At 32.4% G+C, this 16,020-nt stretch carries 14 protein-coding genes; all 14 read right to left on the reverse strand.

What is annotated here, in order from left to right:
- Positions 1-55: 55 nt before the first annotated feature.
- Positions 56-1,567, reverse strand: a complete 1,512-nt coding sequence (locus PQF83_RS18030) for an oligosaccharide flippase family protein (protein ID WP_000104886.1) — start codon at positions 1,565-1,567, stop codon at positions 56-58.
- Between the two features lie 246 nt (positions 1,568-1,813).
- On the reverse strand, positions 1,814-2,893 hold the full coding sequence (locus tag PQF83_RS18035) for an NAD/NADP-dependent octopine/nopaline dehydrogenase family protein (RefSeq protein WP_000704913.1): 1,080 nt from the start codon (positions 2,891-2,893) through the stop codon (positions 1,814-1,816).
- Positions 2,893-4,044 (reverse strand): ATP-grasp domain-containing protein, encoded by a 1,152-nt coding sequence (locus PQF83_RS18040; protein ID WP_001254618.1) that lies wholly within the window; start codon positions 4,042-4,044, stop codon positions 2,893-2,895. Before PQF83_RS18040 ends, PQF83_RS18035 begins: the two co-directional genes overlap by 1 nt.
- Before the next feature lie 148 nt (positions 4,045-4,192).
- Positions 4,193-5,458 carry a hypothetical protein gene (locus PQF83_RS18045; protein ID WP_000467080.1) on the reverse strand — a complete coding sequence of 422 codons (1,266 nt, stop codon included), beginning with the start codon at positions 5,456-5,458 and terminating at the stop codon, positions 4,193-4,195.
- A 107-nt stretch (positions 5,459-5,565) separates the two neighbouring features.
- Positions 5,566-6,678, reverse strand: a complete 1,113-nt coding sequence (locus PQF83_RS18050) for a glycosyltransferase family 1 protein (protein WP_000159723.1) — start codon at positions 6,676-6,678, stop codon at positions 5,566-5,568.
- 111 nt (positions 6,679-6,789) lie between these two features.
- A complete protein-coding gene (locus tag PQF83_RS18055) occupies positions 6,790-7,827 on the reverse strand; it encodes a glycosyltransferase (protein ID WP_000278728.1) in 1,038 nt (345 codons plus the stop codon).
- 68 nt (positions 7,828-7,895) lie between these two features.
- Complete coding sequence (locus PQF83_RS18060; RefSeq protein WP_000606280.1) at positions 7,896-8,651, reverse strand: glycosyltransferase family 2 protein; 756 nt, start codon at positions 8,649-8,651, stop codon at positions 7,896-7,898.
- A gap of 19 nt (positions 8,652-8,670) precedes the next feature.
- Entirely contained in the window at positions 8,671-9,363 is a 693-nt protein-coding gene (locus PQF83_RS18065) for a sugar transferase (protein ID WP_001257887.1), read from the reverse strand.
- A complete protein-coding gene (locus PQF83_RS18070) occupies positions 9,363-10,478 on the reverse strand; it encodes a DegT/DnrJ/EryC1/StrS family aminotransferase (protein WP_000502777.1) in 1,116 nt (371 codons plus the stop codon). Before PQF83_RS18070 ends, PQF83_RS18065 begins: the two co-directional genes overlap by 1 nt.
- A gap of 23 nt (positions 10,479-10,501) precedes the next feature.
- Positions 10,502-12,313 carry a polysaccharide biosynthesis protein gene (locus PQF83_RS18075; RefSeq protein WP_000122129.1) on the reverse strand — a complete coding sequence of 604 codons (1,812 nt, stop codon included), beginning with the start codon at positions 12,311-12,313 and terminating at the stop codon, positions 10,502-10,504.
- 59 nt (positions 12,314-12,372) lie between these two features.
- Complete coding sequence (galU, locus tag PQF83_RS18080) at positions 12,373-13,254, reverse strand: UTP--glucose-1-phosphate uridylyltransferase GalU (RefSeq protein WP_000757829.1); 882 nt, start codon at positions 13,252-13,254, stop codon at positions 12,373-12,375.
- A 245-nt stretch (positions 13,255-13,499) separates the two neighbouring features.
- Positions 13,500-14,267 (reverse strand): tyrosine-protein phosphatase, encoded by a 768-nt coding sequence (locus PQF83_RS18085; protein WP_000566218.1) that lies wholly within the window; start codon positions 14,265-14,267, stop codon positions 13,500-13,502.
- A gap of 110 nt (positions 14,268-14,377) precedes the next feature.
- Positions 14,378-15,079, reverse strand: coding sequence for a CpsD/CapB family tyrosine-protein kinase (locus tag PQF83_RS18090; protein WP_001207158.1), 702 nt, complete (start codon positions 15,077-15,079; stop codon positions 14,378-14,380).
- Positions 15,069-15,812: a YveK family protein gene (locus PQF83_RS18095; RefSeq protein ID WP_000393146.1), complete on the reverse strand. Its 744-nt coding sequence runs from the start codon at positions 15,810-15,812 to the stop codon at positions 15,069-15,071. The genes PQF83_RS18090 and PQF83_RS18095 overlap by 11 nt, the downstream gene beginning before the upstream one ends.
- Positions 15,813-16,020 lie beyond the last annotated feature (208 nt).

A 16,020-nucleotide genomic window follows, 5' to 3' on the forward strand; every position in this document is an offset into this window, starting at 1 on the left:
AATTCCAGTTCAATGTTCACAAATTTATTGAAAAATTAAACCCTAACTATCCTGCTTATGCTGAATGCTTAGATTTTAATTTACCTTTCTTTTTTAGGACTTGCTGAATTTTTTCAGTGTTCACAATTTTTTTGATAATCTTCCTATTTGTTAAATATGCATATATTAGGTATAAAAGAAATATACATATCTTATAAAATAAGTTACTCCAACTAAATACCGTCATATACTTTGTGTAACTAAAATATAACCCTACTCCCATAAAAATAATGCTAGAAATGATAATCCGTAACATACCCTTAACTCTATAACCAATATCATCATATCTTTTACTTAATAAGACTACAATTGTGACAACTATCATTTTAGCAATTAAAAAAGAAATAGCCGCACCGTACATTCCATATTTCGGAACTAACATGTATGCAGATATTATATCCGCAAAACTCCCTATTATAGTTGCAATAAAAATAAATCTCACAGCACTTTTATGATAAAATAAAACATTAACATAAAAGTAATATATTGATTTCAAAGAAAATGCAATGACTAATATAGGAATTATTGTCCAAGCCAATATATATCCTTTATTCGTCATAAGTATAATCACTTCTTGTGAAAAAAGACCAATTCCTAAATATACTAGTGAATATAATAAAAGTAAAAAGCTTGAAAGGTTAACAACTTCTCTCTTACTATTCAAATTATCTTTATTCATCATTTCATAAAACCAGGGTTGAAAAGCCCTATTAACAGAAGACTGTACTGTATCTATTAGTGCCCCAAATTGTGATGCTACACTATACAATCCAACTGAAGCCAATGATCCATTCACATTTATAAAAATACGCGATGCAAAACTAGCAATCTGAGTTGATGAATCATGTGGGATAAGCGGTAACGAATACGCTAGTGCAGCTCTCAGTATTTTTACATCAATGCAAAAAGTTATTAAATTATTTCTTTTTAAATCAAATACCATATAAATAAAATAACCAATATTCAACAAACATGTTGTAAGCAGGACACCTATTGCTCCAAGCTTTAAAATCCCAATAAAAAATAGTGTCAGACATACTTGTAAACCAAAGAATATTAAATTTATCAACGTTAATTTTTTACCTTGCTGCATACCTTGTAACATACTATGATGTAAATTACGTAACGAAAAAAATGTTACAGATAACAGTATTATAAAAACTGCTGGATAAAAAGAAATACCATCAAAAAACCACGAAATTAATATTTCATTAAAAATCAAACCCAAACTAACTATTACCATACCTGAGATACCTGTAAAAGTTACAATAGTTCCGTAGAATCGTTTTACTTTTTCTATGTCATTCTTAAAATCCGCATAAAATCGGACAACTGCCGAATATAATGAAAAGGCAATAGCAAATATAGTAACTTGAATAAAATTATTGGCAAGGTTAACAATCCCATAATCCTGTGGAGTTAAAAATAAAGTATAGACAGGTAATAGAAAAAAGCTTACCGCGTTAATTAATAATGAACTAAATGTATATAAAAATGAATTTTCTAAAACTCTCTTTTTCGTACTCATTATAATTTTTCCTCACATTAATGGTTTAGATCTGTCATCTTTAATTTTGATTTATAAACTAACGATTCTATAGTAAGGAATATTAAATGTTTTCAAATCTAATATTCAATATTAACTACATTTAATAAACAAGATTTCCTTTTATAAAAATTAAACTTAATTTATATAAAATACATAAGGAAAATCTAAATTTTCCTTATGTGTTTCTATAAAAAATATTCCAAAGTAAAACAAGTTAAATTAACTCTATACAAAACTAGGAACACCCAATATATCCATCAAAATCTGCTTATCTAGTCTATTAACAGTTCTTCCACTCTTCCTAAAATCAGTTTTTAAGCATGCCGAAGCAATATCTATTAGTGAAGAACAAACTGGAGTCTTAACATTCAACACTTCCCCTAAAGATTCTAGTAATACTAATCCTTCTGGTACATCTTCTGTAATATATCTAGAATTACTAACGTTTGGCCCTGATGGGGAGTTATTCCTCGCATAATCAAAAAACACTTCTTTAGCATCAAGATTTAAATCCGCAGAATTTCTAAATTTACATGCCTCCACATATGGGACTGCTTTTAAATTTAATGCAGCCAAGATTTCTAATTTTTCATTATCTAAATTCTCAACTAAATTCCAGATGCTTGGTGTAAACACTTCACGATACATCCAGTACTCTCCTTCTGAAAATTCTATACGTGGTATACTCATGATTGCACCCACAGTATGGACTATTAAGTTTGGATTATGAAGTGCAGCTTCCACCACTGATTCTAGAGGTGTAAAATTATAATCTAGTTGGTTTAAAATGGACATTCCTTCCTCCCTACGATATCTAGGATAGATACCAATAGGATTACGGACATTTTTGAATAACACCTGTACCTCTCCTGGCGCTATTATCCTACAATCGATTGGGGAGCTCTCAGCTTCAGCAATAATTAAATTTAAGTGTCCACAATACTTCTTAAAGAAAGTTGTACTTAAATATCCAGGTTCTATTAATATTGTTTGATTATCTTTTAAATATGGAGCCATTTTTTTTATAACTTCTTCATGATAGTTGGTTTGAATAAATAAAATAATTAACTCTGTATTATCACAAAACGCTTCTTCAAAAGACGTAGTTACTGTATTAATTTTTATAGAATTTGTTTTATCCAAATCCTTAAACAATATCCTACCCTTATTGTTTAATAGATAATTAAAATTCTTATTATGAAGCTGATTTGAAGTTTTTAATAATGTTACCTCATGACCTTTAAGGGTTAAATCTGCTGCCATCGTAGTTCCACCATTACCGGCTCCAACAATAGTAATTTTCATTATATTAATCTCTCCCTCTCTAAGTTTTTATCAATCCACCTTTTCATCATTTCCTGCATCATTAACTCTTGTAACCAAAAACGCCCTGGTTCAAAGGTGAATTTTCCATCCTTTTCAATATACCGTCCAGCAACTTCATCTACGACTAGCTGCTCACACGAATCAATGCTAATAAAAATTGAGGTTTCTATAATATAATACTTATCGTTACGTGTATCTTGTAAAAAATCAACGGCTAATAAATACGAATCAGGAAGGCTCTCACGAACTTTTTTAGCCAACTGTAATACTTCCAACGGAATATCTTTTTTTGTAACAACTCCAGACCCAGAAGCCCTATAATCATTAGCTTTAGGGTATCTGTAGTAACCAAAATATGAGTCCCCTACCATAATAACCCGAAGATCGAACCCTTTATTAGGTACAAATTCTTGGAATAACACATAATTTTTTTGTCTTATATAAGAATTATTTAATTTTAGTCCATGGTGAAAAATTTTACGCCATAACTTCCTTGCTTGTCTTTTATTTTTTATTAAATGGACACCTTCTGAACCTGAGCAAGTTTTATCCTTAGATATAAAAGGATACTCGCAATTCTCAATATATTTCGCTGTTTCTTCTTTTGAATAGGATATAAATGATTTAATAGTAGGTAGTCCATTTAATTCAAGTAACCACTGCAATCTAATTTTATCTTCATACATCCATAAAGCCTCTTTGGATGGTAAAACAAGTTTATCAAGATAGTCTTGTATGTAATCAATTTTATCTGCAGCTTCCCATTGCTCAACATATGTTGATGGGGTTCGCCAAACAACAACATCAAATTTTTTACACTCTACTATAAAGTTTGATGCTTTAATATCTAGTTCATCATAAGGAATATTATTTTCTTTTAGAAACCGCTCAAATTTCGGCCAATATGCCTTATTCCCTTTTTCTGACTTTACTAACCCTACATATGGTTTAGTAATAGATGATGGCCATTCAAAAATTAATGGTGGTGCACTTTCTAAATACTCATTTTCTTGTAACTCCCTTTTTGATTCCCTATACTCACGATTTTTATCTATCCAACCAAATTTGTCATAAGGCTCACAAGCACTAAGAACTCTAGATATATTTTTTCTAAATTTGGAACGTCTCATATTGTAGAAATCCTCTCCTATACATTTCTGAAATTCACTTTAAACATCGATGATATACAAGCATTTGAAATATAGTCATACTTGTTTATATTTTAGACCTCTCATCCGTCTCATATAAAATATACAAACCAATTATCAAAGGATTAGTCTATTTTTTTATCAATTCAGCCCCATTTAATTCTGCTTTACTAAATATATACGCTAAGAATGCAACAGATACGATATTTAAATGAATTGGCGCTGCAAATCCACCTAAAATAATAGTCAAGCTACACATAATTGCAGTAGCATTCTTCTTTACACTATTTATAAAGAGAGAAGACATTAATACACCAAAGAAAATACAAAAACCTAATACTCCTGAGGTGTAAAGTATATTAATATACATAGAATCTCCAACAAATGCATCCCCAATTTTGGATGGCCCAACCCCAAAAATTAAATTCTGATTTATTATTTCGTACGTTTCTGTTAAAATCCCTGTGCCAGCATCATATCTTGTCCCAAAGGCTTCAAAAGGATTCTTTAGAAACCTAACGTACCAAGATATCGCGAAGCCTGCCTTCTCTAATAAATCCACCATAAAATAACCAATGGCTATTGTAAAAAATGGAATTATTAATACCTTTTTATTTTTAATTTCAATAACCCTAAAGATACCTAGTATAAATATAATTATCATTAACATCGGCATCCCTAATATAGCTGTTTTTGACAATGCAGTTAAACCACATGAAACTGCCATTAATATCTTTAGAATTAAAAAACGGCAGGGCCTTTTTTCTACGTAATATCCAAGATATAGTGCAAACGCAAACAATGCAAATACGCCTAATAATACTGGGGTACCAAATGTACCATATGCTCTATTAAAATAACCAAGGCTCAATACTTCTTTTAATGGTGTCATAGAATCCTTAAAATATAAATCATAAAATAACTGTACACTTCTGGGGGTCGATAACTGAATAACAGATACTATTAAGTTAATAATTAATATAGGTGAAATAATAGTATCTAGATGTTTCTCAGGTGTTTCTCTCAATACATACTGAAGCATATAAATAACACAAATAACCCTAAAATATCCAAAAATACCTATCCAACTTATCGCAATATCATACTTTATTACCGCTATCAGTGACGATATTATAATTAGGAAGAAATAAATCCATATCCACTGCCTATACGGCCAATTTTTATATAAGCTAAATATCTGACTTCTTTTAAATATTAAAATTAAAAATATCATAAAGAATGCCACTATTTCAAAACTTATTTGTATTCCTTTTAAATGAAGATTTGGTGAAACTAATGAAAAAATCACATATATAATAATGCCCTTTTTTTCATTTAAAAATCCTATTATTATTAGTGCTAATAATAATAGTATAAATATAACTATGCCAAACACTTGGAATCACTTCCTAATCTATTAAAAGAATATATCTTTTTCCTATCGCCAACCTAATACATTAGGTTTAAAAAAATATTACACGTTCTTTAAAAGAAAACCCCATTTTAATGGTGGATTATTTCCATTAACCGTTCTGCCTCAGAGGTAATGTCGTATCCCTTTGCAATAAATTCTTTTCGAACATTTTTTCTTTCATAGCCTTTTAAATAACTTATGGCATGTTTAGCCCAGTTTTCTGCTGAATCATTGATAGAAAGATACGTAACATCTCCTGTTATATCTGATTCCTTAGTAATTGTATCTGAAATAATGCAGGGCAATCCTGTCCCTTGTGCTTCAATTACTGTATTAGGCATTCCTTCATATAGCGATGGAAAAATAAATACATCCATTGCCATCATAATATCGGGGACGTCAGATCTAACTCCCGTGAAAACAACTTTTTCGACTAAACCCAGGATTTCTATTTTTTTCCTTATGTTATTCTCAAGCGAACCTTTTCCTGTTAAAACTAATATGCTATCGGCATTTCTTTTTACTATTTCTGAGAAAACATCGATTAAATAACTATGATTTTTCTGAGCATCAAATCTCCCCACATGACCAACAACAAACTTATCATCTAGGTTAAGCTCTTTCCTAAGTTTCTCTCTTCTTGCTTTATTAAATAGAAAAGAATCCAAAGGAATGGCATTTTTAACAAGTATTGCTTTTCCATGCTCCACACAATTTTCACCAAAAGTATATTCTGCAGCTTCTGTAGATGGTGCAATCTTAACATTGGGAATTGTCATGGGTAGCCATTTAAATAGATTATGTAATACTCTACCAATTTCACTAGCGGCATTAGAATTACTAGACCTTTGTACCAATGTTTTTGCTCCGCCCATTTTTGCTGCAATTAAATCAAATGTTGCCAATGAGTGCTGTGAGACTCTCATTACACATTCATACTTATTTTCTTTCACAACATTTTTTAATGTAAGAAAAGCCTTAATCCAGTTTTGAGATTTAGGTACTGCATAATAAACCTTTCCACCTAACTCCTTTATTTCTTCTTCATAATATCCTTTTTCTAAGGACATACAATAAAAGTCCATTTGATATTTTGTTTTATCCAACGCGCGATATAGCTTCATTAAGAAGGTTTCCGCACCACCTGCGTTAATTGTATTTACAATACATAAAAGTCTTTTAGGTTGATTTTCTTTTGTCATTCCAAACATGCCCCTTGCTCGATGCTTAATTTACCTTATATATGATCCGTCTAAATTAAATTTAACCTTAACAACACTTGATTTATCCTTTTGACATAAATACAGAATTATTTACATATTTCGGATAAAATCACCAATAACCTTTTCTGGTAAAAACTCCTCGGCTCTCTTCAAACAATTCTCTTTCATATTTTCCATATTTTCAGGGGCATCTAATGCTGAATTTAAAAGCAATTCTAATTCTGATAAATGCATAAAATTATATATATGCCCTGTTACTCCTTCAGTAATAACTTCATCTGCTGAATTCCATTTTGATGCTATCACTGGAATTCCAGCAGCATATGCATCAATAATAGTGCCTGGTATCCCTTCAGTTTTAAAATGTGTTGGAAATAGTAATACAAAATAATCTTTCAAAATCTCTACACTTTTATCAAAATCTACACTACCTTTATATGATATATAGTCTGGGAAACTATGTTGCAGCTCTTCAAATCTTTCTTTATAGCCTTCTTCAATTTGCCCATATATATCAAGTGTAAGCTTCACTTCCCCCCTTAAGGTATTAATATTCTTTACTACCTTTACCGCATCCTCAATTCCCTTTTCTTTCATTACCCTAGAAAAAGTACACAACTTTAATGGCTTTCCATTCGAGAAACAAAGTTCATTTTGTGGGAGAATATTTAAACGCTTAAAGTTCACAAGCTTTTGCACATTATTTAGACCTAGTTGCTGAAGCGATTTTATCATACTGTTTGTTTCTGCATATACTCCATCTAACTTGCTGACTTGGTTTTTAAGTTTTTGTTTTTCACTTAGCAAATTAGGTAACCATCCACCAATAACAACATAATGTAACTTCCTTTTATATAGCTTATTTAAAAATAAGAACAATGGCACAAAGATACTAACTCCATTTTGCGCAGGTAAAATGATTATATTCTCACAATTCCGGATTAAAAAATAACAATCCAAAAATAACTTAAAAGGATTTTTTTTCCACCCATGAGTATCAACTATGTTTACATCTTGTGTCCCAAGGGCTATTCTTAATTCTTTAGTTAATAATTTCGTTTTTACCGTCTGACCATTAAGGAGATTTTTTTCGCCCCCAAAGTGTCCACATACACCGACTTTATACATAAAAGCACCTCAATAGATAATTTCCATATGTCCCTAATTTTCTAAAGAAATTTTCACAAAAAATGTTTTTAAAAATAATGCTTTTTCACTGCATTAATCCCATAAAAAAAGAAATAGTAAAGACATTTGGGCAATGATAACTTCTCAATATTTCTACAGTTATTCCAATGATTTTTAGCAGCCTTAAATTTATCATTTGAAATTGAACCTTCAACTTTTCTATAATAAGCTAAGCTTTCATCTAAACCATATGCTAGGTTCCCTTCCCTGAGGATCTTAGCCCATGTCATCGAATCATGATCTTTCTTTACATTAACCAATCTTACTTCTCCTACAATGTCAACGTTAATCATAACAGTCAATGTACCTATAATTGTATTTTTCATAAATTGGCTATAATTGAGCTGAGAAGGAACCTTAATAACTTTATTTTCTTCTTCTTTTAAAATCTCATATCCTGTAAACGAAAATCCTATATTATCCTTAATCATGAATTCTAATTGTTTCTGCAATTTATCAGGCTTCCACATATCATCTGCGTCTAAGAATGCAATAAAATTTCCATTTGCTTTTTCTAAAGCTTTATTTCTTGCCACCGCAGCGCCAGCATTTTCATCCAACTTAAAGTATTTAATCCGCTCATCTTTAAATTGGCTTATAACTTCTGCAGTGCTATCTTGGGAACAATCATCAGCAATAAACATTTCCCAATTTTCATGTGTTTGCGATAGCACACTTTTGATAGTATCACCTATGTATTCTTCAGAATTATATACAGGGGTGATTATTGAAACTAAAACATCTTTTCTATTCGCATTTATCATTTCCGCACCATCTCTCTTGTCAACCTAATTTTCTGCTCTCTTCTATTTTTCTAATGTACATTTCTTTATCAATCTGACCTATTCTTAACAAATAATCACCAAGATCCTCAGCTGTTTCCATACCTTCAGTACTTATTCCATCCCTCTTAAACACCTTAGAAATTGTTATAAAAATTATTCTCCAATCTCCTAAAAAAGAAATACCATTAATATATTGCAAATCAAAATTCAATTTTTCTTCCCAAGTAACACAATTTCGACCATTAACCTGAGCCCACCCAGTAAGCCCTGGCAAAACACTATGTCTCTTTCTTTGCTCTGGAGTCATGAATACCATATCACGGACCAATTGGGGTCTTGGTCCTACAATTGACATATCTCCTTTAAGAATATTAAATAGTTCAGGTAACTCATCAAGGGAAGTTGAACGCAAGAATTTCCCAAACTTTGTTAGCCTTATATCATCTGAAAGCAGTTCACCATCAGCGTCTCTTTCATCCGTCATCGTTCTAAATTTATACATCATAAAAACTTCTTCATTAAGTCCTGGTCTTTTTTGTTTAAATAAAACTGGACTACCTAATTTCGTTTTTACAAGTATAGAAACTATAAGAAACACTGGACTTAATACTATAATAGCAATTAAAGATAGTATTAAATCCATTGGTCTTTTTATAAACCGTCCATAGATGCCAACTTTAGAACTCCTCATTACGCTATCCACAACCCTTTAATAATTTTCACAACTCTATCTAAATCTTTATCTGTCATTTTTGTATCACTTGGTAGGCAAACACCATTCTCAAAAAGTTTCTCCGACACATCTGTACCAACAAAATCATATTTCTCAAAGAATGGCTGTAAGTGCATTGGTTTCCAAACCGGTCTAGATTCAATGTTTTCTTTTTCAAGAGCTTCCATCACGTCAATTGGGCGAATCTTACCGTTCAACGTCATAGAACTTAACCAATAATTCGGTTCATTCCATTCATTGCTAGGCATAAATTCAATACCCTCAAGATTTCCTAATTCTCTCTTATAAAAATCAAATATATATCTTTTCTTCTGAACCCTTTGATCTAACACTTTAAGCTGTCCTCTACCAATACCAGCAACTACATTACTCATGCGATAGTTAAAACCTAATTCACTATGTTGATAATGTCTTGCTTGATCCCTACTTTGAGTAGCCCAGAACCTTACCTTTGAAACTCTTTCTTCATTATTAGAAACGAGCATACCACCACCAGAGGTTGTAATAATCTTATTTCCATTAAAAGAGAAAATACCATAATCACCAAAACTTCCAGTATGCTTACCTTTATAGTACGTTCCTAAAGATTCTGCAGCATCTTCAATTAAAGCCACATCATACTTTTTACAAAGTGCAACAATCTTATCCATATCCGCAGAAAGACCATATAAATGAACTACTATAACTGCCTTTACGTTCGGATATTTTTTAAAAGCTTCTTCTAAAGCTTTAGGACACATATTCCAAGTTTCATAGTCACTATCTATGAAAACGGGAGTAGCATTTTGATAAACGATAGGGTTGGCAGTAGCTGAGAATGTAAGTGTTTGGCAGAAAACAATATCTCCCTCCCCTACTCCCGCTGCTTTTAAAGCCAAATGAATTGCAGCTGTCCCAGAAGACAGTGCTGCAGCTTCTTTAGACCCAACTTTCTCGGCTAGTTCTCTTTCAAATCCGTTTACATTTTCCCCAAGTGGCGCAATCCAATTTGTATCGAAAGCTTCCTTAACATAATGCATTTCATAACCTTCGTCACTCATATGTGGTGATGAAAGAAATATTCTGTCTCCCATTTAAAAAACTTCCTTCCCTTAAATTAGTTTTTAAGATTAACTTTATTATTTGCAATATCTAATAATCGTTCTCTTATTTCTTCTTTACTAATTCCTTCAAAGTCATTCATAAACTGCCTTAAAATCTCTTGATCCATTAAAACAGCCTTTCCTATATGAATTTTAGGGAATATTTGCTCTGGATGGATCTCACCCTCATTTAATAGCTCTTCATACATTTTTTCGCCTGGTCTTAATCCAGTAAATTCAATTCCAATTTCTTCAATAGAAAAACCTGAAAGAGTAATTAAATTTTTAGCTAAATCCACAATCTTAACTGGATCCCCCATATCTAGTACGAACAATTCTCCACCTCTAGCTAGCGTTCCAGCCTGAATAACTAATCTAGAAGCTTCTGGTATTGTCATAAAGTAACGAATCATATCAGGGTGGGTAACTGTTACAGGTCCGCCTTTTTGAATTTGCTTCTTAAATAGCGGGATTACACTTCCCCTACTTCCAAGGACGTTACCAAACCTAACAGCTACAAATCGCGTACCTGTACTTACAGACGCCATATGTTGAACAAGCATTTCAGCAAATCGTTTTGTAGCTCCCATTACGTTCGTTGGATTTACAGCTTTATCTGTAGAAACCATAACAAACGTATTTACTTTAAATGTATCTGCAGCTTCTGCTACATTTTTTGTGCCAAAAATATTGTTTTTTACAGCCTCTTCAGGATTACGTTCCATTAAAGGTACATGTTTATGTGCCGCTGCATGATATACGATATATGGTTGGTGCTTTTTCATTATTTCAAAGATCTTATGTCGATCTTGAATATCAGCAATTTCTGTCGTAATTTCAACTGTATCTTTATAAGTAACTCGCATTTCCATTTCGATATTATAAATGCTGTTTTCACCATGTCCTAAAAGTACGATTTTTGCTGGTTTATATTTCATTACTTGACGGCAAATTTCTGATCCAATTGATCCACCAGCACCAGTTACTAAAATTGTTTTATCAGCAATTTTTTCTCCAATTCCTGCATCATCTAATTGGATTGGCTCTCTTCCTAATAAATCTTCCACTTGTACATCTCGGAATTCATTAACAGAAACTTTGCCATCTAAAAGATCTTCAAGCATTGGTACAATTTGCGTTTTCGCCTTCGTTTTTCTACACTTCTCAAAAATCTCGTTTATTTGATTTCTATTTAATGAAGGAATTGCGATAATAATATGTTCTATATCATTATCTTCTACAATTTCTTGAATATGATTTGTTGTACCAACAACCGGCACGTTATAAATCTCCAACTTTTGTTTATTACTATCATCGTCAACAAATGCAATTGGATATAGATCTGCTTCTTTATTATGTTGCAATTGACGTACCACCATTGTCCCTGCTGAACCTGCGCCAATAATTAATGTTCGTTTTTTATCAGCAGCTTTTGTAATATATGTATCGCGGAACATACGCCATACAAAGCGAGAACCACCAATTAATAATAAATGTAACATCCATGCAATTACTAAAATCCGAACATAAACATCATGATTTATGATTTGTTGAACAATTGCTGTTACAATAATAGAAAGTGTAATTGCTTTAAATATTTGTTTTAATTCTCCAATACTCGCATATTCCCACGCCTTGTTATAAAGCTTATAAATAGCAGCAAAAATATGATGACTACACAATAATGTAATAGAACTAATAATTACTGTCGTAGGAATTTTGCTTAATATATTTGGATGTATGAACCAATAACTTAAATACACGGCAGTTAATACAATAAATGAATCTAATAAAATTAATAATGAGAGCCGTTTTCGATAACTCAATATACATGTTCCCTTCTTTATATAATTCATATCTTATTGATAATAAAAAGGCCATTCTCTTATGAATGTACCTCTTCTTTTTCTACAAGTTCTTTCATATACTTCATTAACTCTACATTTAATTCTTCATTTTGTAGTGCCATCTCAATTGTCGTCTTAATAAATCCAAACTTCTCCCCAACATCGTAACGAATACCTTCAAAATCATAAGCAAATACACGTTGAATTTCATTTAATCGTTGGATCGCATCCGTTAACTGAATTTCTCCACCCGCACCTGTTTGTTGATTCTCAAGAAACATAAAGATTTCTGGCGTTAATACGTAACGACCCATAATCGCTAAATTAGATGGTGCTGTACCTTCTGCTGGCTTTTCAACAAATTGACGCACTTGATAACGACGTTCATTTTTTTCAATTGGATCGATAATACCATAACGATGTGTTTCATTTTCAGGTACTGTTTGTACACCGATAACTGACGACTGTGTCCCTTCATATTGATCCATCAATTGACGTAAACATGGCGTTTCAGCTTGTACAATATCATCACCAAGCAATACCGCAAATGGTTCATTTCCTATAAATTTACGCGCGCACCATACCGCATGTCCAAGTCCTTTCGGTTCCTTTTGTCTTATATAATGAATATTAATTCTTGAAGAAGCTTGTACCTTTTCAAGCATTTCATACTTTCCTTTTTCTAAAAGGTTTTGTTCTAATTCAAATGAATGATCAAAATGATCTTCAATCGCACGCTTTCCTTTTCCAGTCACAATAATAATATCTTCAATTCCTGATTCTATCGCTTCTTCTACTATGTATTGAATTGTTGGTTTATCAACAATTGGTAACATTTCTTTCGGCATTGCCTTTGTTACCGGTAAAAATCTTGTCCCCAGTCCCGCAGCTGGAATAATTGCTTTTCTTACTTTTTTCAAATCTAGTACCCCCAAATATATTATTTAATCCATATGTAACAATAACAAAAACCCTACTTATAGGGTCGTCTTTACAACTCCATAAGTAGAGTTTCTAACATAAATAAATTATGGGCATCTAACCCATCCTCACGTCATACTCCCGACGACAAGCGTCTAAGGTAGGTTCGAAATAAAAATTTCTACCCACAGCACGACCGAGTGCCTCCGTTGATAACGGTTAGGAGACATCACCAATTCTTTATTTAAAAAATACCAAACAATTTTTTACGACGAATTTGTTCTGGATCTTCTTTATAAATTGCTTTCCCGCTAATGATTAAATACGGATTCTCTCTTAAATCATTCATAACAGTTGCACCGAATTCTTTCTCTATTAGTTCATAACTTCCCGCTAGATGAAATCCTCTGGACGTTGTGTTATGTGCATCTGATGCAATCATATGTGTTAAATTGTGTTCAACAAGTTGTAGTGAAAATTTTTTAATTTTTTTCCCGAATTTACCTAGGAGACTTCCTGCCGTCACTTGTGTTAAAGCTCCCTTATTTACGAGATTATATAACTTATCTGGCCGCTCAATTAACTCGGCATTACGTTCGGGATGAACGATAATTGGGATCATTCCTTTTACACGTAGTTCATAAAATAGTTGTTCTGTATAACGAGGTACATGATTAGATGGAAATTCAATGAATATGTATTTGTTTGTTTCATTTAAAGTAACGATTTTACCAGCTTCATAGTCTTCTAATAAATCACCGTATAACCTGACTTCTTGTCCTGGTAAAACTTTCAGTGGGATTTCATGTTGCTCTAATTCATCATTTAATTGCTTCACTTGATGAATAATAGAAGTACGCTCATTTACATATTTCCCATTTTGGTGATGTGGTGTTGCGACAATTGTATGTATGCCTTCTGCCACAGCTTGCTGTGCCATTGCTAAGCTATCAGTTACTGTTTGTGCACCGTCATCGATACCAGATAAAATGTGGCAATGTAAATCAATCATTTGTTTTGTCCTCCCTCGCTTATAGTAATCTTTTTTCCCTTGAATATGAGGTATCCCTCATATTCAAGGGAAAAAAGGAGATATGTTCTTCCCATATCTCACTCTTTTCATTAATTTGCACCGTAGTAATAATATAAGCCATGTTCTCGTTCACGATCGTTCAGAACAACACCTAACAATTTACCTTTTGCAGATTCTAATAATCCTTTTGCTTTTAACGCCGTTTCCTTTTCTGTTGCTTCACTACGTACGACAAGAATAGAAGCATCACATACATTTGCCATAATTTGTGCATCCGTTACAGCTAAAATTGGTGGTAAGTCAAAGATAACTAAGTCGTACATACTATATGCTTGTGCAAGAAGCTCTTGCATCGATTTCGAACCTAACAATTCCGCCGGATTGGGCGGGATTGGCCCACACGCTAAAAAGTGTAGATTATCAACTGATGTTTTTTGTACACACTTATCGAAACGCTCACTATGTGTTAATACGTTCGTTAATCCGAAAATATTATCTACTTGGAACATTTGATGCATCGCTGGTTTACGCATATCTGCATCAATTAATAATACTTTTTTTCCTTGTTGGGCAAACACGACTGCCATATTCGCTGTCGTTGTCGTTTTCCCTTCGCTTGGATTCGCAGACGTTATCATTAATGAATGTATATTTTTATCAACAGCTGCAAATTCAATATTCGTTCGAATATTACGATATTGTTCTGAAATGGGTGATTTCGGTTGTTGATGAGCAATTAATTGACGACGTTGACGATGATTCTTTTTCTTTTTAAATAAATTAAGAGCCAATTGTTTGTCCCCTCACTTTTCTTGATGATGGAGCGTGCGATTTCACACTTGGTGTTTCTTCATCCATGCGAGCTACAATACCTAACACTGGTAAACCAAGTAAGGTTTCTACATCTTCTTCTTTCTTCACTGTGTTATCTAAGTATTCTAGTAAGAACGCAAGACCAACTGCAGCCATTAAGCCAACAACGAAGGCAATTGCTACATTTAACATTGGACGTGGTTTAATCGGAGATTGATTTTCTGCAACTTCTGCTTTAGATAATACTGTTACGTTATCCACGTTCATAATTTTTGCAACTTCACCTTTAAATACATCTGCAGTAGCATTTGCAATATCACGAGCTAATTTTGGATCTTTGTCCTCAGCTGTTACAGAGATTACCTGTGAATCTTTTTCATTCGCAACATTAATCTTTCCTGTTAACGCTTGCGCTGTCATATTTAAATTTAATTTTTCATTTACTTGATCTAAGATTACTGGGCTTTTAATAATAACCTTATATGTATTCGTCAATTGAATATTCGTTTGAACTTCACCAGCTTGAATCATTGCACCTTCTTGTTTCTTCTGGTTAACAAGAATTTGCGTCGAAGATTGATAGATTGGTGTCATAAAGAAGAAGCTAATGATAGCACTTACAATAGCTGCACCAAAGGCGATTACGAGGATCATTGCTAAACGTTTTTTTAAAATATGAAATAACTCTTTCAAACTAATTGTTTCTTCCATAAGTTCCTCCAACTTTCTAAAATTTGCACATAAGAAAAATTATAACATATAAATCTTACATTTTTTATTTTGATTGATTTCGTTCGACATTTATTCACATCAAGCACATATAATCTTACAAAATAATCTTAAATCTGACAACACATTCCAACAAATTTCCAAAATTTCCATTATATCATGATTTTTATATAATGCAATTATATACTTT

This window comes from Bacillus sp. FF-1, from assembly GCF_028548245.1.
Lineage (GTDB): Bacteria > Bacillota > Bacilli > Bacillales > Bacillaceae_G > Bacillus_A > Bacillus_A paranthracis.